This window comes from Jeotgalibaca caeni, assembly GCF_028863945.1.
Classification (GTDB): domain Bacteria; phylum Bacillota; class Bacilli; order Lactobacillales; family Aerococcaceae; genus Jeotgalibaca; species Jeotgalibaca caeni.
The window spans coordinates 1-22,365 of record NZ_JARBEA010000033.1 but is presented as its reverse complement, the minus strand read 5'-3'; the positions used below and the strand labels follow the sequence as shown (position 1 = coordinate 22,365).

Genomic DNA, 22,365 nt, shown 5'->3' with positions numbered 1-22,365 from the left:
AGGACTATGAAGTTAAAGGATTTATTTCAAAAAGATATAGAACGCCAAATACAAGCAGTTGTCGTAATTGATGATAAAGAAGAAGAGAAAGTCGAGCAAGAATTAGATGAATTTGTCGTAACGGACGAGCTGGAGCAATATTTGGAGCTTTTTTTTACAGCTTTTAATGAATCCTTTAGAGCGCCAACAGATCGTATGGGGGTCTGGATTTCAGGGTTCTTTGGTTCAGGTAAATCTCACTTCTTAAAAATTCTTTCTTATCTACTGGATAGTGGGATGATTGTTGGTGGAAAGAAACCGATTGATTATTTCCAAGACAAGATTGCAGCAGTTAAAACGTATGAAAAAATGAAAGATGTTAGTGACAATGAGAATGAAGTAATTCTCTTTAATATTGACTCCAAATCCGGAAGTAATACCAAGCAACAGAAATTAGCAATCGTAAAAGTGTTTAATAAAGTATTCAATGAATATCGGGGCTACAGTCCAACGATTCCATGGATGGCACATCTAGAGGAAATCTTAGATAGTGATGGGCGATATGAAGCGTTCAAGCGTAGTTTCGAAGAAAAAGCTGGCTTATCATGGGAAGATGGACGAGATGAGGTCTTCTATAATGAAGATGAAATAATCGAGGCACTTGTAGAAACTACGGATATGAGTGAGGATAGTGCACGTCGTTGGATAACCAATGGTGAAGAAAATTACGATGTCAGTTCTGAATCTTTAGCGAGAAGAATCAAAAAATATGTCGATCAAAAACCCAAAAATTTCCGCCTTATTTTTATGGTAGACGAAATGGGACAGTATATCTCCGATAACAAGGAGCTCATGCTAGAATTACAGACTGTCGTAGAAGATTTAGGTCGTTTCACTAAGGGCAAGGTTTGGGTAGTGGTTACTAGTCAGCAATCTTTGGTGAGCTTGGAGCAAGATAAAAATTCTTCAGACGATTTTTCAAAGATTCAAGGTCGTTTTGCGACTCGTTTGAGTTTAAGTTCTGCGAATGCAGATGAAGTAATCAAAAAGCGGCTGCTTTCAAAAAGTGATGTCGGCAACGAAACCTTGCAAATCGTTTATGATGAACGAACACAAGCAATGTTACGAAATAAATTATCATTTTCGAACGATACAATGACATTGAGAAAATACGACGAACCGAATGACTTTTATGAATTTTATCCGTTGATACCGTACCAAGTTTCTTTGTTACAAAGAGTATTGGAAGAAATCCGTCGTCATGGCTTAGCAGGTACAAGTGTTTCAACTGGTGAGCGGAACTTACTAGGAACCATTCAGCTTGCTATCTTACAGTACAAAGAAGAAGGAATGGGTACTCTCATTCCCTTCCAAGCATTTTATGAAAACTTAAATCGTAGTTTGGATTATAGTGTACGCTCGACTGTTATCAAAGCGGAAAACAATGACAGTCTAAATGACTTTGATGTAGAAGTATTAAAGCTACTCTTTTTAATTCGTTACATTGAAGGCATTACGGCGAACGTTGAAAATATTACAACTTTGATGTTAACGACATTAGATCAAGATCGTCTAACCTTTAGTAAAGAAGTGGAAGCATCACTGAACCGCCTTGTAAAAGAATATCTCGTCCAGCGCAACGGCTTGGAGTACACCTTTTTGACGAACGAAGAACAAGATATCAATCGTGAAATCGTGAATATAGATGTGCCTACATCTAATCTATTAAACCGTTTGGGTGAGATTGTATTCAGTGATATCCTGGATATGAAGAAATATACTTACTATCCATTTGAGAATAAGAAGAACATTAATTATACCTATGACATTTCACGTTGGATTGACGACCGAGTCATCAGCATGGCGAATGCGGAGATGGGTGTGCGTGTAATTACACCTTACTCCGATTATTATCAAGTACCGGAACTGTTGCTTCAATTGTCTAGCCGTGAGAATCAAGTGATTGTAGAGTTAGATGCTACTGGAACCTTTTATGATGATATGCTGATGATCATGAAGATTGATCAATATTTCCGTACTTATTCCTCAAGGAGCCGTTCCGATTTAGAGCAGGACATCCTGCAGAAAAAGCAACGTGATCGCAATAAGCTGACAGACTCGGTACAGTTGCAATTGAAGAACGCACTGCAACATGCCCGCATTTATGTTTACGGGGCAGAGGTACCAAACAATACGCATTCCAGTCCAAGCGCCACGATTGAAACGGGCTTGAGGCAGCTGGTGATGAACCTTTATCCGAACGTACCTTACATCAAGAAGTTTTACCGTCGGGATGATTATCCTGCAGTTATCCGAGAAAATACGATTGATCTGCTGGACATTGAAGAATCCGATCCGAACCACTTGGCGACCGATGAAATTATGCGCTACATCTACCGTCAGGACGAGCGGAAAATTACTATGACACTTTGGAATATCATCCAAGAATTCACAGCTAAACCATTTGGCTGGCGGATGGAGGATATTCTTGTTTCCATTATTCGCTTAATGAAAGTCGAAAAGCTTAGCCTGAAGTCTAACCAAAATACGGTGAGGGTGGATGATCCAGTCTTTGACCGCCAAATCAGCAATCGGGACTCCCAAGAACGCATCATTGTGGAAAAACGGGAAGTGCTGGATGAGAAGCTCGTGCGCGAGGCGAAACGCCTAGTGAAAGACTTGTTTGGCTACAGTCCTGTCGAGACAAGGGAAGACAGCTTGATGAATGAAATCCGTGAACGATTCAAACGCTTGACGAGAGAGTTGACACAGATGTTGGAAAACTATCGTCACCGCTACTATCCTGGTGAGAAGGAAGTCAAATTGTATTTAGAGGACATCCAAAAGGTACTGCGCCACCAACAAACCAACCAATTTTTTGCCGCTTTGGTGGATGAAGCTGACAACCTACGGGATGACTATGAAGAATATTTGGATGTTAAAAACTTATTTGAATACAACCAACAAATCTTCGATGATGCATACGGCATTCAAAAACGATTCGTCAATGACCAAACGATGATTCAATTGGAAGAAACTCGGGAAGCCGGCCAAAGAATCACGGACATTGTCAAGATGGCTCGCCCTTATCAGTATGTGGTGGAATTACCAAACTTAGTAAAGCAATACAAAGATGCCATCAGCCGGGAAGTCAGCCGCGAAGTCGAGCCTCTGGAAGCTGAATTAGAGCGTACACGGGAAATTTTGGTGAACGCTATCCAGCATGATGACGCCTTGAAAGAACGTTTCACCCGCATCCTAAGAAATCGATTTGAAGACCTCAGCCGTAAAATAGGGGAAGCAAACACACTGAAAGACATCAGTGCGGTTAGCGCAGAAATCGAACATGTAAAAATTCAGCTCTCAAGCCAAATTAACCGTGTATCTGCAGAACTGGAAGAAGAGAGGCAACGAAAACGGGAACGGGAAGCAAGAGAAAGACTTGCACGTGAACAAGTGAAGCCAGCGAGTGTAGAGGTGTCAACGATACCTGAACCTACTCCGGCTCCAATCATTCACGAGCCAAGTCCTGTTCTAGTCGATATTGACAAAGTTCTTCCTTACAGCCAATACAAAATTAAGAACGAAGCAGAACTCGAACAATTCATGACTGAGTTACATACCAAATTAAGAGCTAAGCTGAAAGACGATAAGTACATTCAGTTTATCTAGACAAGGAGAGCTAAGACATCGTGCTTAGCTCTTTTAAATGAAAGAAGGGATTAGATGGATAAGACAGCCGCAAAGAACTTTGCCTTGCGCGCACGGGAAGAGTTAACCAATCTCGTCATTGTACAGGCCGCCAATCTAGGAATCACCGCAGAAGGCATTCAAAAAAGCAAGCCACTTGATGACGGGATCATCATAAACGGACAAGTTTTTGGTCATGAAATGGCCAAGGATTACCAACACTTACTCAGAAGAGTAGAAACTGCTGGCTACCATGAGACCATGAAAGAAGCTATTTACACTTGGTTTAACCGTTTCGTTGCTTTGCGTTTCATGGAGGTCCATGACTACCTGCCGATTCAAATGCGCATCCTCTCATCGCTTACACCCGGGAAAAAAGAGCCGGATGCCGTGACGCAAGTAGGTCATTTGATTGAGGAATTGGCATTAAATCGTGAGCTGGTTTATCGATTACAGGACGAACACAATACTGAGCAATTATTCAAATACATCATTGAAAAACAAAGCCGCCAGTTAGAAAACAAAATCCCGCAAGTCTTTAAAGAAGTTGAGCGGGACTTATATTTATTGTTGCCGGATGGCTTGCTGCGGGAGAACGGCTTCATTGACCGCTTGGTACAGGACATCCCCGAAGCAGACTGGCAAGAGATTGAAATCATTGGCTGGTTGTACCAGTACTATATTTCCGAAGAAAAAGACCGGATTTTTGCGAACTTGAGTAAAAATAAAATCGGTAAAGATGAAATTGGTGCAGCTACACAAATCTTTACTCCAAAATGGATTGTTCAGTATTTGGTAGGTAACTCTTTGGGACGTTTATGGTTGGAAGACTATACGAATTCCAATCTGCGCGAACACCTGCCGTACTACGTAGAAGATGCAGAACAACCGGATGAGGTTATTGAACAGCTGGAAGCACTGAAAGGCACACCAATCAACCCAGAAGAAATCAAGGTCATGGACCCGAGTATGGGATCGGGACATATGTTACTTGAAGCGTTTGATGTGATGCGAGAAATTTATTTGGAACAAGGCTATCGTCCAAGAGAAATCCCATCGCTAATATTGAGTAAAAACTTGTACGGACTAGATATCGACAAACGGGCATCCCAGCTTGCGGCTTTTGTCCTTGTGATGAAAGCCCGCCAATACGATCGCCGGTTCTTTGATCGGGAAGTGAAACTGAACTTACTTGGTTTTGAGGAAAGTAATGGCCTTCCTACGTTTCAAAATATCGAATTGGTGAATTTGGAGGAAGTAAATCAGGAACTTGAAAAGTTATACCTAAACTTCCGTGATGCCAAATTATATGGTTCGATTATTAAGTTAACTCCTGTTGATATTGATACTATTGAACAAGCTATTAAGGATATCAAAGATATTTCATTCAAAGACATCATCGCACGAGGATACTTAGAGTATGAAGTACCTTATATTGAGCAGTTGATTCATCAGTATCGACTTCTGGCTCAAAAGTACCATGTGACCGTCACGAATCCTCCTTATATGGGGAGTGGGGGGATGAGTGCTCAGTTAAGTAAGTATGTAAAGAAGCATTATCCGATGAGTAAGGCTGATTTATTTGCGGTGTTTATGGAAGTTGAACTCTCCTTAACTAAAGAAGATTATTATTGTTCGATGATTAACCAACAAACATGGATGTTTCTAAAATCATATGAAAACTTAAGAATAAAAGTTTTAGGTTGTTCTACAATTATAGGGATGCTACATACAGGTACTAGAACTTTTCCTGAAGTAGGTGGAGAAGTTGTTCAAAGTGTTTCATTCATAATTAAAAATCAACAGATTAACAATTACAAAGGTACCTATTTAAGACTAGTGAATTATGCTATGAAAGAAAAAAATAAACAATTTACAAAAGTAAATAATTACCATATTGTCTCCCAAGATAAATTTAAAAAAGTACCAGGAAATCCAATATCTTATTGGGTACCATTAGATTTTTACATGTTATTTGATTCAAAAAAAATTGATTCTTATGGGAAAGCGATTGAAGGAATAAAAACAGGGGATGATAAACAGTTTTTAAGAATGTGGTTTGAAGTGAACGGATGGCAAGTAGGATTGTTAAGTCAAAAAGATGAGCTAATAAAATGGAGATTCATAACAAAAGGTGGAGCAAGCAGAAAGTGGTATGGAAATATTGAATACGTTGTAAAATGGGGAAGCAATGGGAGTGATTTGAAAGCTTTTAAAAACTCATCAGTTTATATGGATAAATATTTGAATCAAGCTGCCATAACTTGGACTTATCTTACTAGCGGAGATATTACTGTTAGATTTTTAGGGGATGGATATTTATATAATAATAAAGGTCCAGCTCTATTTTCTAAGGATTATGATTTTCTTCAATATACTCTTGGGGTGCTAAATTCAAAAGTCGGAAGCTATATACTAAATGTATTTAACAGTTCACTAACATATTTACCGGGAGATTTGAACAAAATTCCTGTTAATAAAAATTATTTTAACCTTCAGTTAAAAAAATTAATAGAACAGAATATCAATATCTCAACTTTTGATTGGGACTCATATGAAACTTCATGGAATTTCCAAGAGCATCCATTCTTTACTGATAAAGAGGAAGCTAATTCAATTCAGCAATCATTTGAAAGTTGGAAAACAAAAGTGGACGATAACTTTAACCAATTAAAGTCCAACGAAGAAGAATTGAACCGTATCTTCATCGACATTTATGGCTTACAAGACGAACTAACACCTAAAGTAGAAGACAAAGACGTAACCATCCGCAAAGCAAATCTAGAACAAGATGTAAAAAGCTTCCTCTCCTACCTAGTCGGTATCATCTTCGGCCGTTACTCTCTAGACGAACCAGGTCTAATCTTCGCAGGCGGCGAGTTTGACCGCAGTCGTTATCAGAAGTACCAGCCGGATACGGATAATATTATCCCGCTTACCCATGAGGATTACTTTAACGACGACATTGTCACGCGTATTACGGAACTGGTGGAACTGATTTACGGTGAGGAAACTTTGGAGGAGAACCTCCTCTTCATCGCTGAAGCACTGGGCATGAAGGGTAGTGAATCATCGCGGGATACAATCCGGCGTTATTTTATGAAAGACTTCTTCAAAGACCATAAACGAATTTATCAAAACCGTCCGATTTATTGGCAGCTGACAAGTGGAAAACTGGAGGCCTTCAAAGGGATTTTCTACCTGCATCGCTATGATGAAACGATGTTGGCGCGTGTGCGGACGGAGTATGTGCTTCCTTTGACGAATACGTTAACGGAACTATCCAACCAGATGCAGGCCATTATTGATGGATCAGCTTCCAACCGGGATGTCGCCAACGCACGTAAAGCTTTGGAAAAATACCAGAAGCAATTACAGGAACTGCGGGACTACGATTTGATTTTGAAGAACTTGGCGGACCAATACATTGCCCTTGATTTGGATGACGGGGTAAAAGTAAACTATGAGAAGTTCCAAAACATTCCGGTGAAGAATGCCCGGACTGGGAAAGCCGCTAAAATGAATTTATTGGAGAAACTGTAGGACTACTGTTTTTCAGTGTTGATTCGTAAGGGAGGTAAGTGGATGTACGAAGCAGAAGCGAAGTTACGCCTGTTATTAGAGAAACCAATGCCAGAAAAGTCGCGGCGGATCATTTTCTGGTATGACGAAAGCCAGTTGTACAAGGAAGAGGTGGATGCTTATGAGTTTGAAGGTGTTCAACTAATCAAGGTGACGGATTCCAACTTCATCTGGACCAAATACCAGATTGAAAAAGCCCATCCGGATGCTTCTTTCCTGTTGTACTTTGATACCGGCCGGCCGCATGATTTGCAAAACCCTTTGATTGATATTTACTTGTACGGGGAAGAGTTCAAGATGGATGCGATGGCATCGTTGATGGATGAAATTGGGATGACGAACCGGGAAAGTGAATTATTTTTCCAAAACCACGCTAGCTTTTTCCAAAACAAGAAAAGGCAAAAAGAGTTCCGGGATTTAGTGGTGCACGAGTCCAATCTGACCTTTGATAAACTGTCTTTGGCCATGTTTTGTGTCTTGGCGCGGGTGAAGGAGTTAAGCTTCTCGGTGCTGTGTGAGCAGCTCTTCTTAGAGGAATCGCAAGGCAGAAGGGAAGGCTGGACCCAAATCGAGAAGTTTGCCAGTGAGGCTGAATTTTGGGAAATGGCTAAGCAAAAGTACCATTATAAGCAAACCACTCCAACGGTGCGGGAATTTCTACTGAGCATTTTTGTAACGAAACTGTCGGTTGAGTTGGAAGGAAAAATTCCGGCTAACTGGCAAGCATGGGACATGGAACCAAAAAACAACAGTGTCGTCTTTTTGAACCGTTGGATGAATCAAACCAAAGGAAAGGAAGAATATGCTGTGGTGGCGGATTATGTCGCTGTCGAACTGCAAATTTCGAAGTTCTTGAAGCGGAAACCGTTGGAATTTGTGGCACTGTCAGACGCCTTCCGCCAGATGGATGAGTATCTTTCTGAAGCGATTGCTGAAACCTTGCTTTCTACCACTGTTTCTTATGACGCGTTGGAAAAATTGATTTTAAGCAGAAGGAACACTTTTTGGCAAATGGAGTTCAAGGGGGCTTACCAAGGTTTGCTTGCGGCGGTAAGGCTCTTCAAAGGTGTGGACAATTGGGAGAAACAGACAGTTGACACTGAGCAGGATTTCTTATGGTCTGGCTACAAGAATCACTACTTCCAGATTGACCAAAACTACCGCTATTTCTATTTGGCTTATGACCGCCTGACGAATGCTTCTGACCATTATCATCATCTACAAGAAAAAGTGGAAAACTTCTACAAGAACGGCTTCTTGAATGATTTTGCTGAAAAATGGTCAGAAGCCATTGGGTATTCCCCGCAGATCGACATACCCGAGACGACCAAGCAGACGGATTTCTATCAGACTTACGTCGCACCGTTTGTGAAGGATCAAAAACGAATCATTGTCATTATATCTGATGCACTGCGTTATGAAGCAGGGATGGAACTGGCGAGAGAGCTGGGGGACAGCCATTACTATGTCGTTGAAACGGAAGCGATGCAAGGGGTAATTCCAAGCTACACAGCCTTGGGAATGGCCAGCTTGCTGCCGAAAGATGAGCTTTCCTATAAAGGCAATCAGGTGCTGGTGGATGGGCAGAACAGTCATGGCCTGGAAAATCGCCGAAAAATTTTGCAAAAGAAGTTTGGAGAAGGGCAGGCAAATGCGTTCCGTGCCCGGGATATCTTACAGGCGACAAAATCTGAAATGCGCGAAGCTTTCGTAGGTGGACAGGTTTATTACATTTTCCACGATGCGATTGATGCGATGGGGGACAACGCCTCGAGTGAAGACCGCGTGTTTTCGGCAGTTGAGACTGCAAAGCAAGAACTACGCAATTTAGCCGACAAATTGGTAAACAATATCAGCGCTGCTAATTTGTTGATAACCGCTGATCATGGCTTTCTCTATACTAGGGATCCATTGATGAAGTTTGACAGATTACCGGCTAAGATGGAGCAGTCGCTTGTCAACAATCGTCGTTTTTATCTTGATCAAAACAGTGATGAGGTTGAAGGCATGCATACCTTTGAAGTGGGTGCAGTCACGTCTCCTAACTTATTTGCCCATATTCCAAGAGGAACGATGCGCTTAGCGATTTCTGGTTCTGGTGACAAATTTGTCCATGGGGGCAGCTTGCCACAAGAAATCATGGTGCCTGTTTTGAAAGTGAAAGCTGAACGTGGACGCGACACAAGGACAAAAGTCGGCGTACAACTGATTACGGAGCTGAATCGGATTACGAATGTGGTGACCCACCTCTCCTTCCTACAACTGCAGAAAGTAACATCTACAATGCTATCCCGCACAGTAAGAGCCTACTTCGTTGATAGCGAAGGGAAGCTTGTTTCGAATGAGGTGATTTTGCTAGCTGATTCAACTAGCGATTCGCCAAATGACCGCATCATCAAGGAGAAATTCGTCTTTGCCAACAGGGAATACCGCAGCATGGATGAGTATTACTTTGTGATGGAAGACGAGGCAACAGGCGAAGTTGTAGAAAAACGGCAGTTCACAATTGATTTATATTATTTTGAATAAAGCCCTTGCAAAAGAGTAAAACAATGCTAGAATAAGAAATGTAAAGTTTTAGCCGACTTTGCAAGGAACGTATAGTAAAGGGCTTGCTTCGGCAGGCTCCTGTAAAGCTCTAACCCCACTTTCTTCGGAGAGTGGGGTTATCTTTTTGCATTTTTTTACTTTTGTGCTAATTCTGTGTGCGATATTAGTACGAAAGGATAATCAAGATGAAGCATAAAGAAGAATTGGAGTTAAGGATTTCATAATTAGAAGTCGACCTTACAACGGGAGACATTATGATTTCCAAATTATTTGTTAATCTTTGAATAAGATGAAATAGAGATATGGGACTATAATATGATGGAAATCTTACTTGCTGAGAAGTTAGAAACAGCAATCTCTTGTGATATTTATTCCTTCATGAACGTGCATAAAAGTACTCTCGATGAGAATATTATTCAAAAGGCGAAGAATTTTTTAGCGAATTTAGAGAATAATTTAGCCTTACGAAAATTATGGTCTTTTTATCAGTCTAAATTTTATTACGCAGCAGAAGCAGCATGGAAAGAGATAATGGACTCGGTAAGAAAATTGTACAATATCGGTAGAATAAATATAGAAAAGAAATAATAAAATATTACAATGGGTAGCTTTTAATATTTTATTACTATGCTATGATTAAATCGTAAATAAAAAACAAGGAGGTTAGTAAATGGGTTATCGTATCGGCTTGGACGTTGGGATTGCGTCTGTTGGATATTCAATTTTGAGAACGGATACAGAGGGGAATCCGTGTCGCATTGAATTCCTTAATTCTGTTATTTTTGACAGAGCGGAGCAACCAAAAACAGGAGCATCGTTGGCAGCTCCTCGAAGAGAAAAAAGAGGAATGCGCAGACGAAATCGTAGGAAGCAATTTCGCAAGTATCGCACAAAAAGATTGTTTTTAGAGAGTGGTTTATTAACGGAAGAAGAGATGAAGCAAAGCTTTACTGCTGTAGGTGAACGAAGTGTATATCAACTTCGTACGGAAGCCTTAGATCAATTGCTATCCAATCAGGAGTTGTTCCGGATTTTATATTTTTTTGCAGGCCATCGCGGGTTTAAGTCGAATAGAAAATCAGAATTAACAGATAAAGATAATGGTCCAGTTATTACAGCGATTAAAGAAATAAAGCAAGTACTGGAAGAGAAGAATTATCGAACCGTTGGTGAATATTTTTACAAAGATGAAAAATACTCGGATCATATACGTAATAAAGAATATGAGTATTTAGGAACCGCTGAAAGAAGTTTATTAGTGGACGAAATTCGTCTCATCTTAGAAAAACAACAAGAATTTGGTAATACTGCTCTCAATGATTCATTCATAAGACGTTTTATCGGAGATGAAAATGAGCCGGGGATTTTTAACCAACAACGAGATTTTGATGAAGGTCCCGGACCAGAAAGCCCATTCGCCGGAGATCAAATTGAAAAAATGGTGGGAAACTGTACTTTTGAACCAGAAGAAAAACGCGCTCCAAAAGCGAGCTATACATTCCAGTATTTTGACTTACTCTCAAAGGTGAATAATTTACGTGTCCAAGAAATGATGGGAGCAGAATATAAACCGTTAAATCATGAAGATCGTCTGCTCGTTATACAAAAAGCGTTTGATAAGGAAAAAGTCACTTACAAAGATATTAAAAAAATGCTTCAATTGAATGAATATGCTCGGTTTAATCTATTGAATTACGGCAGTGTAAAAGATGCAGCTAAAACAGAGGATGCGAACTTCATTCATCTAAAACCTTATCATGATTTGAAGAAGGCAATCGGTAAGGAAGATTTCGCTAACTTAACCACAAGCGAAAGAGACGAAATTGCTGATATTCTAACAAAATACTCAAGTGATAAAAAGCGGATTGAAAAGTTTCATGAAAGAACGAATCTAAGCGATGCACAAATTGATAAATTATTACCGTTAACCTTTAACAAATTCGGAAATTTGTCGTTTAAAGCAATGAAAAATATCATCAACTTCTTAGAATTAGGAGAAGTATATAGTGATGCTGCAACATCTGCTGGGTATAACTTCCGTAACAACAGGATTGACTGGGATTACATTGAAGAGAATGTTATGAACCCCGTTGTAAAGCGGGCTGTAAGTAAAACGATTAAAGTCGTAGACCAAATTATTCGTAAGTACGGAGAACCTGATGCGATTAGTATTGAACTGGCGCGAGAATTAGGTAGAAGTTTTGATGACCGTAGGAAAATAAAAAAAATCCAAGACGATAATAAAGCACGAAATGCAAAAATTGCTGCACAGTTAAGTGAACTAGGATTTCCAGTTAATGGAGAGAATATTACACGCCTAAAACTTTGGCGAGAGCAAGGAAATCTTGATCTATATACGGGTATAGCAATTCCTTTAGAAGAAGTATTTACCTACAAATATGATGTTGATCATATTGTTCCATACAGTAAGTGCTTTGACGATACGTTTACCAACAAGGTATTAACTTCAGCGAAGTGCAATCGTGAAAAAGGAAATCGCCTTCCAATGGAATATTTAGGAAATGATGTTTTACGTGTCTCTGCTCTAGAGAGTATTGCCAGTACGATCCTGAACCGCAAAAAGAGAGAGAGACTTCTTAAAAGAAAAATTAGCAAAGAAGACGTTTCTGATTGGAAACAACGTAATCTTCAAGATACGCAGTACATCTCGAAACTTCTCCGAAGTTATTTCGAGCAAAACATTACCTTCTCTGAAAATTTAGACCGTAAACAACGTGTCTTTGTCGGAAATGGTGTTATTACCTCTCGTCTACGTGCGCGGTGGGGATTGAATAAAGTAAGAGATGATGGAGATAAACACCATGCTCTTGACGCAACAGTAGTGGCATGTGTTACTCCTGCATTAACACGTATGCTAACGTTATATAGTAGACGTCAAGAAGTGAAGGATAATCCTGAGCTTTGGAAAGCTTATAACGAAGAGGAAGATCCAGATTTTGAAAAGCTTTCTGTCGTAAAGCGTCAACAGTACGAAAAACTTTTCTCTAAGTACTTTCCACAACCTTGGCCAGGGTTTAGCAAAGAGTTGGTTGTACGTTTGAGTGACAATCCAAAAGAGTTGATTAAAGCACAGGGCTATGAGGAAGTTAGGAAAATTTATTCTCCTGAAGAGATAGAGGCGTTGAAACCAATATTTGTTGTACGGATGCCGCGAAGAAAAGTAAGTGGGGCTGCACATTTAGAAACAATTCGTGGGGCTAAATTGTTGCATGAAGGTAAAACATTGAGTCGAGTATCGCTCGATAAGTTGAAACTTGATAAAAATGGCGAAATTGTTTCTGGGAATGCGCAATTCTATAAAACTGCTGATAATGGTTGGAAAATTGTTTATGAGGCTTTACACGCTGAGTTAGTGAAACACGGTGGAGATGGAGCAAAGGCATTTCCTAATGGAGATTTCAGTTATGAACATAATGGCAATGAGCATACAGTCCGAAAAGTGAAAATGGTACAGAAATCAACGTTGCAGGCTGTTTTAGATAAAGGGAATTCTGCCGCAGATAATGGATCAATGGTACGAATTGATGTGTTTAAAACACCGAAGAAATATGTGTTTGTGCCTATTTATGTGAAAGATACTGTTGAGGCGGAGCTGCCGAAGAAAGCAGTAGTGGCTTTGAAACCATATAGTGAATGGATGGAAACACGCGAAGAAGAATTCTTATTTTCATTATATCCACGAGATATGGTACATATCCAAACAAAATCTGGCATTAAGCCAATTTTTAGTAATGGTAGAAAACCAGAACCTCATGAAACCGTATATGATTTCATCGGATATTTTTATGGTGCTGATATTTTTACTGGGAGTATACAAGTTGTAGCTCATGATAATTCATATAGAGGAAGAGGTATAGGGATAGCAAATCTACTTAATTTAGAGAAGTATTCAGTAGATTACTTCGGTGATTACCATAAAGTAACAGAAAAGAAACGTCAAACCTTCAAGGGAAAGAAGGGGAAGCAGAATGGCATTTCGCAACATCTACATCGAGAACCCAGCGCAGTTGAGCATTCGCAATAAACAATTAGTTATTAATCAAGGCGAAGAATACACGATTCCAGTTACTGATATCCAAAGTGTTGTAATTGATAATCTCCAAACGACATTAACGGCACCTACTATTTCATTTTTAGCAGAAAATCAAGTTGCTCTCTATACTTGTAATCGTCAACACATTCCCTGTGCAGTTCTGATGCCTTTGGGAAATCATTCAAGAAAATTGCAAGCCCTGTCTGTTCAATTGGAAACAACCAAAAGATTTCGTAATCGATTGTGGCAAAAAATCATTAGACAAAAAATTGAGAATCAAGCGAGCTGCCTCGAGATGAATGGGCTTGGTAAAGTTGCGGAATTGAAGAGACTTTCAAATTCTGTTACAGAAGGTGACTTCACGTATTGTGAGTCACAGGCTGCTCTTATCTACTTTCGAGAGTTATTTGGTGAAGGATTCAGTAGAAGAGTTGAAAATGTTCAGAATGCGGCATTAAATTATGGATATGCAATTATTCGCGGAGTAATTGCACGAGATATATGTGCACATGGATTTGAGCCGGCTTTGGGTGTTTTTCATAAAAATGAGTTGAATGCCTTTAACTTAGCAGATGACTTGATTGAACCTTATCGTCCATACGTTGACTTATGGGTTTCTCAAAATATATCAGAAGATGAGCGATATTTTCTTCCACAACATAAAAGAGAATTAGTCAGTCTTTTATTTACGGAAGTTTCAATTGATAATGAAGTACATACTCTCACGAATGCAGTTCGAAAAACCGTGTCTTCTTTTACAAGCTGTTGTCGCTCTAATTCAACAAGATCGCAAAAATTACCGAAATTACTTCCACTTAAATCACACGAATATGAGTAGATTTATGCGAATTATGGTGATGTTCGACCTGCCGGTAGTAACAAAGAAAGAGCGGAAAATAGCCACAAAATTTCGGAAGTATTTATTAGACGAGGGTTATGTAATGATGCAATATTCGGTCTACTATCGAATATGTAATGGTTATGATATGGCGAAAAAATATATACAGATTCTAGAAAGAGTAGTTCCTAAAAAGGGTTCTGTCCGTGCCTTTGTCTTGACAGAAAAGCAATTCAGTGAAATGAAATTATTGGTAGGTGATCCTTTACCAATTGAAGAAAAGGTGAAATCTGAAAATTTGTCCGTTTTTTAGACAGTAAAAAGCCCTTGTATCCCTACTGTACAAGGGTTTTTCGCTATGCATGTTAAATCTTAGCCGATTTTGTAAGGAACGTATAGCGAGTTCCTGGTAGCTTGTGCCAGTCAGACCGTTAAATCTTAGCCGATTTTGTAAGGAACGTATAGCTGTGGTGTAGATGGTCAGCGATAAACTTAGGTTAAATCTTAGCCGATTTTGTAAGGAACGTATAGCTCCCTTTCTGTGTTGTATGTTACCAGTATAGTTAAATCTTAGCCGATTTTGTAAGGAACGTATAGCAACCGTTCCATACCTAATATGAAAAAACAGTTAAATCTTAGCCGATTTTGTAAGGAACGTATAGCGGCGAGAATGCAGAAGATGAAAGCTGGCAAGTTAAATCTTAGCCGATTTTGTAAGGAACGTATAGCTCCGATTGACCAGAATCCAACCAAAGTGGTGTTAAATCTTAGCCGATTTTGTAAGGAACGTATAGCAACTTTTCTCTCAAAGCTTCCATGTCAGTAGTTAAATCTTAGCCGATTTTGTAAGGAACGTATAGCACTCGCTGGACTGTAAACTGGCATACTGTCGTTAAATCTTAGCCGATTTTGTAAGGAACGTATAGCCGTAAATCCCTTAAACTTCGCATAAATCCGGTTAAATCTTAGCCGATTTTGTAAGGAACGTATAGCAAGTGACATCTTTATCAATTTCAAAGCGTTGTTAAATCTTAGCCGATTTTGTAAGGAACGTATAGCAGCAATCTACGTCGTAAAGGGCTATCCCGGGTTAAATCTTAGCCGATTTTGTAAGGAACGTATAGCAAAAAGCACCGGAACTCGTAGAAGAAGTAAGTTAAATCTTAGCCGATTTTGTAAGGAACGTATAGCACAGTCGCTCGTCGTTTATCACGTTGTTATGTTAAATCTTAGCCGATTTTGTAAGGAACGTATAGCCCGCGTCCTGGCCTTCGCCTTCCCAGTTGAGTTAAATCTTAGCCGATTTTGTAAGGAACGTATAGCTCGATTCGTTTGCCAAAAAACCGTACTTTTGTTAAATCTTAGCCGATTTTGTAAGGAACGTATAGCCTCGGCTACCTTCAACGAACAAACCAACGTGTTAAATCTTAGCCGATTTTGTAAGGAACGTATAGCCACATCACATACTGTTTTACCATTCTTGCTGTTAAATCTTAGCCGATTTTGTAAGGAACGTATAGCCTATATATATACTATACACTGTATATCTAAGTTAAATCTTAGCCGATTTTGTAAGGAACGTATAGCACTTCACAGTCCGACACGACAACGATCCATGTTAAATCTTAGCCGATTTTGTAAGGAACGTATAGCTACTCTCGCCGATTACTTTAATAGCGAACAGTTAAATCTTAGCCGATTTTGTAAGGAACGTATAGCTGAAGATTGCTGAGAAGGCATTGGAGTAAAGTTAAATCTTAGCCGATTTTGTAAGGAACGTATAGCCGCCAAAAACGTCTTCCCATTACTTGCTTTGTTAAATCTTAGCCGATTTTGTAAGGAACGTATAGCTATGTTTACCATTCGTGTAAAAACCACCCGGTTAAATCTTAGCCGATTTTGTAAGGAACGTATAGCCATCAACTTGCAAACCATTTAGTGTTCCTGGTTAAATCTTAGCCGATTTTGTAAGGAACGTATAGCGATTAGATATAAATTGTAAATCTCGAATCCGTTAAATCTTAGCCGATTTTGTAAGGAACGTATAGCACGTTAGAAAGTCATCGAGCATTTTTATGTGTTAAATCTTAGCCGATTTTGTAAGGAACGTATAGCGTCTGGGTGCTTTCCTTCACCATACTCAGCGTTAAATCTTAGCCGATTTTGTAAGGAACGTATAGCCTGTGGGGCGCTCATCTTATTAATCATTGAGTTAAATCTTAGCCGATTTTGTAAGGAACGTATAGCCGCGTTTTATATCGAGCAACGCCGCACCCGGTTAAATCTTAGCCGATTTTGTAAGGAACGTATAGCTCATGTTTCGTTCCTCCTAAATGAATTGATGTTAAATCTTAGCCGATTTTGTAAGGAACGTATAGCATGTAGTTGGTTGTACTTTTCAATAGCGCGGTTAAATCTTAGCCGATTTTGTAAGGAACGTATAGCTGTCCCACGTGCGATTTGTCTTTTTTATTAGTTAACTCAACTTTCGCACACCGAAAAAGACCCTAAAGGCTTGATATATCAATAATTCTAGCTATACTATTATGCCGATAAACCGCTCGGGAACTGATTTTCAGGTTGATGAAATGCTCGTTTTAAGAAAGCAGGAAAGTTGTCGAAAACTCTGTCCAGAACAGACTGCACCATTTCTTCAGACAAGATAGGTTCTTCCGTGAGAGACGCCTTCAGGCAGTCCAATACCAATAGAATTGCTTCTGCAAATCGGATGTCCTCCAATTCATCACAACACAAAAAGAACAGCTGACCGATGGTCCTCGGATCTTGCGCTTCGCGCGTCCGAAGCGCAAGCATGATGTAACGGGTGAAGACAATCGTCGTGTGGGCTACCATCGCATCGTAACTGCGGCACTGAAACTCTTGTCCTAGCGCCAGATGTGATTTTGCCACCTTGAAGAAACACTCAATATCCCAGCGTTTGCCGTAGAGACGAACAATTTCTTCTTCAGGCAGGTTCGTATCTGTGGACAAGATTGCAAGCCAATTTTTGGAGCGGTTTCGGTCACGCACGAAGACAATACGGGCTTGGATCTCTTTTTCATTATCGTCCAATCCCAAGCTGACGACAACAGATGCGAGAATCTTGGCACGACCACGTTTTTTGCGCACAACCTGATACAACTTGGGTCAAAGTATACTTTTGCCCTTCATACGTGTAGTACACGCGGTGCATCCGTTTTAGCATACAGATCACCTCGAGTGGATACTCTGAAACTACGCGCTTGATTACTTTTGGAAATGCAAACCAACTATCGAAAAGTAACGTCTGAGCGCAGAGTTGGAGCGGATTTATATCATCAAGCAAGTCGAACAGCGCTTCCGTCGACTTTTTGACGGCTTCCTTTCGACGCTTGTAACCCACAGTGCGCTTATCTATGGCGGGATTGATTTCTTGGAAACGGTTCGATTGTTTCTCTGAGCTCAACAAAGAGAACGCAAGCGGCAGGAAAGTGTTCCCATCTGACCACCCCAAAGTCAGCATGCGAAAGCCACGGACGAACTTCTTGGTAGTATGGTCATGAACGAGCGCAAGCATTTCGACTGATTTACTACGGGCACGGCTGTATAAGGAATCGTCCAAAATCAGGACGCGTTCGCGGTTTTCCGAGACAAGCGGGAGCAATTTCTGGGTAATGACATTCCGGCTCAGCAACAACAGAAACTTGCGCCAATTATAGGTTGCGTTGTTGAGCAGACGATAAACCGCATCCTTGGCAGGAGCCACTGGCTCCCGTCCGGATTCCAATGTCCGATACAAATTTTTCTTTTGAAGGACCAATGAAAAGATGAACTGGACCAGTAGTAACGGTGAGATGCCTGCTTCTTTCCGAATATTGGATTGATTGAGTAACGTACCCAGTTTTTGTTCGCGAAAAAATTGATGAACAGAAGAATTAAGTTCCTGATTGATTTGATTTTCTGGTAAAATAGTAGCCATAAGACATCTCTCCTTGGTTGTGTTAGTGTGGTAACTACATTTTACCAAAGAGAGGTGTCTTTTTGCGCACATTTTTGATATTAAAGACTTTAAAAACATTGATATTTCAAAGGGTTAAATAGGTTTTTCAAGTGCGAAAGTTGAGATAAATACGAATACAAAGTACTGTTAAACTCTGAAGCTGCACTTTCCTTTCAAAACCAATTGGTGGAGATTTTGATTAGTCACTTTCTGAATGAAACTAATTCCAGCTACGCTAATCATAGTTCAAACGATTTTATAGACCAAGCAATCAATGCGGGTTATTATGCTTATGGCATATTGGGAATGATTAAAGAATGGGGTAAAAATGATTATTGCCAATCGCCAGAGTACATGGCTAAGCAGTTAACGTACGTACTTTTTTATAAAGTAGAGAAAGTAGAACTAAAGTATAATAAGCAAGGCTGAGCATTCCGCGATATATGTTTGCTTTTTCCGAGGATAGCAATGAGCTGGTCACAGTTTTTTTGGTGCGCAGGTTTAGTCAAAATATATTATCCATGAATCCTCTTTATACTTTGCGTTCCTTCCTTCATTGAAACTTCAATGAGCGTTTTTGTGACAATACCCCAATCTTTCCGTATACCTTTATCAGCATATTTTACGCCGGTTATTAAAATTTTAATATTTTTAGGCCATTGTTCAACCGCATCGGCTAGATACGTCGTTTCCATAGATTTGGTGATTTCATAAAGGGAAGCTAAGCTATTTCTCTTGGTTTCTTCATCGATAGCGCTTACCCATGAGGAAATAGTTCTTTGTGTGTAATTGGAAAATCTTGTGGTAGAGGGCGTTCTAAGAAATTTATCTTCATTTATTAACCATGTGTAAGGGTCGTGCTGTAGGATGGACCATGCGTTACTTTTTATTATGGAGAAATCCCGTTCTTCTTCTAACATTATTCCTACAACAGAAGCTTCTGGAACAATTTTCTGTATTCTGTTTCTAGTCTTTCTGAATTGATCTGAAGAACGTAACGAACTATGTATCCCTGGACCATCATGATTAAAAACTTTTATGATATTTTCATTTATTTCACGTTTAGTAAATACGGCTGCGAATACTGCCAATGTTCCCCCTTTTGAATGTCCACCTAGGTAGTATTTACCCCCAAATTTATCGTGTATCCTTTCCAAGTAGTCAGCGGCTGATTTCTGTGATGGAATTATTGTTAAATAAGACATATTCAAATCTTCTTTCCAACCAACAAAAGTGGATGTGGTACCCCGGAAAGAAAGGAAATAGTGATTATTAGACAATTCAAACGTAACGGCAGAGAACTGCGTTTCTTCTGATTCACTTATTAAATTGATGACCTCATGTACTTTTATTGATCTAAAACGAGTACTTGTAGAAATCTCAGAAAATAATAGGCTATTGTTTTCTGCATTCCAAGTTCTTTTTACCAGAAGCGGTACCAAATTGGAATTGTAAATTTCAAGAAAAGAATAGCTTTCTTTCATGGGTAACAAACTATAATCCAAATACGCTAACTGTGAGAAAATGAGGCTGTCAATTTCGTTTAGTGGCGCTATTTCAAAGGGCACGTCTTTCATTCTTCTTACATAGTCAATAATATTACTCATTTTTTCCATCACCTAAAATCCCATTAACACCTGAAAAAGTTATGAGGCTCATTTTTTTTGACAATTCATCTAAAGGGATTTTCTTCGGATCGCGTAACCACTCTTGATAAACCTCCATCATTCCGGCTATTACATAATTAATAGTCAAATCTCTAGTAAAATCATCTTCAAATATATCTAAATGTAAATTGGCTATCACTCGTTGTTTTAACGTTTGAGATATTTTTGCAATCAAGTTGATATCCCCGACTTTATTTGACTGCATTAAATCACTATAAAATTCAAAATCCTGTTGTATGATGTTTGTCAGAGATTCAAAGATCCAGGTTGGAGACTTAAAGTCTTTTTTCATATTTATGGTAGAAATAACTTCGTCAAATGATTGGACAATGTCATTTTCAATCTCCTCAAGTACTTGGTTAGTGCTCTCATAATAGTTGTAAAATGTTTTCCGATTCACATCGGCCATTGCTGCGACTTGTGTAATTGTGATGGATTCTAAATTTTGGTCTGATAAGAGCTTAACTACTGCTTGCTGTATTGCTTGTTTTGTTTTTCGAATTCTGCGATCGATTTTTATTTCTGGATCCATACTCCGAACTCCTTCATTATATTATTTTTACTCTACGGGAACCCATCCAAGAGTTGCCCAGAACTCTCGCCCTAATAAATTTATACACCACTATCAATCCCTTTGATAAAAACGCCAACACAGCCGTAGCCTGTGTGACTTGAAATCGTAGGTCCCATATTTAAGACTTCGATTGATTTTGGATGGGACTTCGCTAAAATAGATTCCTTCAACCATTCGGCGCCGGCTCTATCACCGCTGGTTGCAATGAAAACGGTCTTGTCGTCAGCAGCCTCTAATGCCTGCACTACTTGATCAGTCATTCTTTGAAAGGCTCTTTTTCTTGTTCTTACTTTTTCAACAACTTCTAACTTTCCTTCTTTATTTACTGAAAGAATGGGCTTAATGCTTAATAGTTCACCGATTGCTGCAGCACCCTTTGAAATCCTACCTCCATTGTATAGATGGTTTAAATCTTCAACTGTGAACCAATGCTGATAAGATCGTTTATTAGCTTCTAACCAACTCACTAACTCAAGAAAATTATACCCTTCTTTTTGCTTTTGCACCGCATTATAGACCATTAAGCCTTGCCCAGCACTTGCTGATAAGGAATCCACAATAGCTATTTCGGCATCAGGGTATTCTTCTTTCAATAGATCTACTGCTTGGAGGGCACTTTGGTAAGATCCACTCATTCCCGAGGACAAACTGATATAAATGATTGGGATATTTTGTTTTGCACAACTTTTGAAAAATTCTAGATACCTACCTATACTGATTTGACTTGTGGAGGGCATAGAGCCATTTTTTAAGGCTGTGTAAAAAGAATCTATATCAAACGTCAATCCCAGGTCATCACGCAGAGTTTTCCCATCTAACATCACTTCCATTGGAAGAAATTCTAGATTGTCTTTTTCAAAAAATTGATACGATAAATCACAACATGAATCAGTAACTATTTTATACATAATATAACCTCCTAAATCATATGGTACATGTGTGTATTATCCGTCACATGACCGTTATGAATCAATGGGCACTTTTTTGCCTTTATGTAGTTTAAGAAACATTTTATTCGCTTTATGTGTACTTAAAATATTAATTAATGTGCCCAATTTAGGGAAACAATCTGCAACTTGAGAACATACTTGGTTTCAATGTTCACAAGGCAGGATTATTGGCTAGGATTCCTTTTTGAAGGGATTGCCCAAAATGAGGCTGAGGGGTCTATTGTACAATAGCCATTAGGTATATTTAAGATTCATAGAATAACGCTTTGCTACGTTATAGTCCACATGGGAATGAAGAGAGCAGCAAAAGCTGACTAGGAGAATATACGCGCTCCATAGATTAGAAAATCGTATTTTGCAGTATTAAAAATGTAAAGAAATTCGGAAAAAATACATTATTGTTTTTTGCAAAAAACAATATAAATCCTGAATAATTCATAGTTTTCCTAAATATTCACTAAAAGCGTATTGTGGCGCTATTATTCTATCTGTATCCCTGCAC

Annotated in this window: 11 protein-coding genes, 1 pseudogene and 1 CRISPR repeat array; of the genes and pseudogenes, 8 read left to right on the top strand and 4 right to left on the bottom strand. The window is 39.3% G+C overall.

The genetic code is table 11. From position 1 onward, the window contains the following. The first annotated feature begins 6 nt into the window (after window positions 1–6). From brxC to cas2, 7 genes are all read left to right on the top strand, one after another. Window positions 7–3,651 carry a BREX system P-loop protein BrxC gene (brxC, locus tag PVE40_RS08040; RefSeq protein WP_274731382.1) on the top strand — a complete coding sequence of 1,215 codons (3,645 nt, stop codon included), beginning with the start codon at window positions 7–9 and terminating at the stop codon, window positions 3,649–3,651. 54 nt (window positions 3,652–3,705) lie between these two features. Next, entirely contained in the window at window positions 3,706–7,212 is a 3,507-nt protein-coding gene (pglX, locus tag PVE40_RS08035) for a BREX-1 system adenine-specific DNA-methyltransferase PglX (RefSeq protein WP_274731381.1), read from the top strand. 42 nt (window positions 7,213–7,254) lie between these two features. Further along, complete coding sequence (gene pglZ / locus PVE40_RS08030) at window positions 7,255–9,780, top strand: BREX-1 system phosphatase PglZ type A (protein WP_274731380.1); 2,526 nt, start codon at window positions 7,255–7,257, stop codon at window positions 9,778–9,780. Between the two features lie 336 nt (window positions 9,781–10,116). Continuing rightward, window positions 10,117–10,389 carry a hypothetical protein gene (locus PVE40_RS08025; protein WP_274731379.1) on the top strand — a complete coding sequence of 91 codons (273 nt, stop codon included), beginning with the start codon at window positions 10,117–10,119 and terminating at the stop codon, window positions 10,387–10,389. A gap of 82 nt (window positions 10,390–10,471) precedes the next feature. Further along, window positions 10,472–13,846: a type II CRISPR RNA-guided endonuclease Cas9 gene (gene cas9, locus PVE40_RS08020; protein WP_274731378.1), complete on the top strand. Its 3,375-nt coding sequence runs from the start codon at window positions 10,472–10,474 to the stop codon at window positions 13,844–13,846. Then, window positions 13,791–14,693, top strand: coding sequence for a type II CRISPR-associated endonuclease Cas1 (gene cas1 / locus PVE40_RS08015; protein WP_274731377.1), 903 nt, complete (start codon window positions 13,791–13,793; stop codon window positions 14,691–14,693). The genes cas9 and cas1 overlap by 56 nt, the downstream gene beginning before the upstream one ends. A 4-nt stretch (window positions 14,694–14,697) precedes the next feature. After that, window positions 14,698–15,006 carry a CRISPR-associated endonuclease Cas2 gene (gene cas2, locus PVE40_RS08010; protein WP_274731376.1) on the top strand — a complete coding sequence of 103 codons (309 nt, stop codon included), beginning with the start codon at window positions 14,698–14,700 and terminating at the stop codon, window positions 15,004–15,006. Between the two features lie 51 nt (window positions 15,007–15,057). Then, a CRISPR array of direct repeats spans window positions 15,058–17,138; the repeat unit is 36 nt; unit sequence GTTAAATCTTAGCCGATTTTGTAAGGAACGTATAGC. Between the two features lie 99 nt (window positions 17,139–17,237). Here cas2 and PVE40_RS08005 read toward each other — a convergent pair. Continuing rightward, window positions 17,238–18,651: pseudogene (locus PVE40_RS08005) on the bottom strand (IS4 family transposase). A 165-nt stretch (window positions 18,652–18,816) separates the two neighbouring features. On the opposite strand from PVE40_RS08005, the gene PVE40_RS12975 reads away from it, so the two are divergent. Next, the gene (locus tag PVE40_RS12975; protein ID WP_420828524.1) at window positions 18,817–19,101 is read left to right on the top strand and encodes a TetR-like C-terminal domain-containing protein; all 285 of its coding nucleotides are present in this window, start codon (window positions 18,817–18,819) and stop codon (window positions 19,099–19,101) included. Between the two features lie 86 nt (window positions 19,102–19,187). Here the strand turns inward: PVE40_RS12975 and PVE40_RS08000 are convergent, their stop codons facing one another. From PVE40_RS08000 to PVE40_RS07990, 3 genes are all read right to left on the bottom strand, one after another. After that, complete coding sequence (locus PVE40_RS08000; protein WP_274731375.1) at window positions 19,188–20,279, bottom strand: Mbeg1-like protein; 1,092 nt, start codon at window positions 20,277–20,279, stop codon at window positions 19,188–19,190. After that, window positions 20,272–20,871, bottom strand: a complete 600-nt coding sequence (locus PVE40_RS07995; RefSeq protein ID WP_086987713.1) for a TetR/AcrR family transcriptional regulator — start codon at window positions 20,869–20,871, stop codon at window positions 20,272–20,274. Before PVE40_RS07995 ends, PVE40_RS08000 begins: the two co-directional genes overlap by 8 nt. 80 nt (window positions 20,872–20,951) lie before the next feature. Further along, entirely contained in the window at window positions 20,952–21,821 is an 870-nt protein-coding gene (locus tag PVE40_RS07990) for a DegV family protein (protein WP_086987714.1), read from the bottom strand. Window positions 21,822–22,365 lie beyond the last annotated feature (544 nt).

Coding starts and splice junctions, on each gene's coding strand:
- brxC (WP_274731382.1), top strand. CDS start 7: ATGAAGTTAAAGGATTTATTTCAAAAAGATATAGAACGCCAAATACAA.
- pglX (WP_274731381.1), top strand. CDS start 3,706: ATGGATAAGACAGCCGCAAAGAACTTTGCCTTGCGCGCACGGGAAGAG.
- pglZ (WP_274731380.1), top strand. CDS start 7,255: ATGTACGAAGCAGAAGCGAAGTTACGCCTGTTATTAGAGAAACCAATG.
- PVE40_RS08025 (WP_274731379.1), top strand. CDS start 10,117: ATGATGGAAATCTTACTTGCTGAGAAGTTAGAAACAGCAATCTCTTGT.
- cas9 (WP_274731378.1), top strand. CDS start 10,472: ATGGGTTATCGTATCGGCTTGGACGTTGGGATTGCGTCTGTTGGATAT.
- cas1 (WP_274731377.1), top strand. CDS start 13,791: ATGGCATTTCGCAACATCTACATCGAGAACCCAGCGCAGTTGAGCATT.
- cas2 (WP_274731376.1), top strand. CDS start 14,698: ATGCGAATTATGGTGATGTTCGACCTGCCGGTAGTAACAAAGAAAGAG.
- PVE40_RS08000 (WP_274731375.1), bottom strand. CDS start 20,279: ATGAGTAATATTATTGACTATGTAAGAAGAATGAAAGACGTGCCCTTT.
- PVE40_RS07995 (WP_086987713.1), bottom strand. CDS start 20,871: ATGGATCCAGAAATAAAAATCGATCGCAGAATTCGAAAAACAAAACAA.
- PVE40_RS07990 (WP_086987714.1), bottom strand. CDS start 21,821: ATGTATAAAATAGTTACTGATTCATGTTGTGATTTATCGTATCAATTT.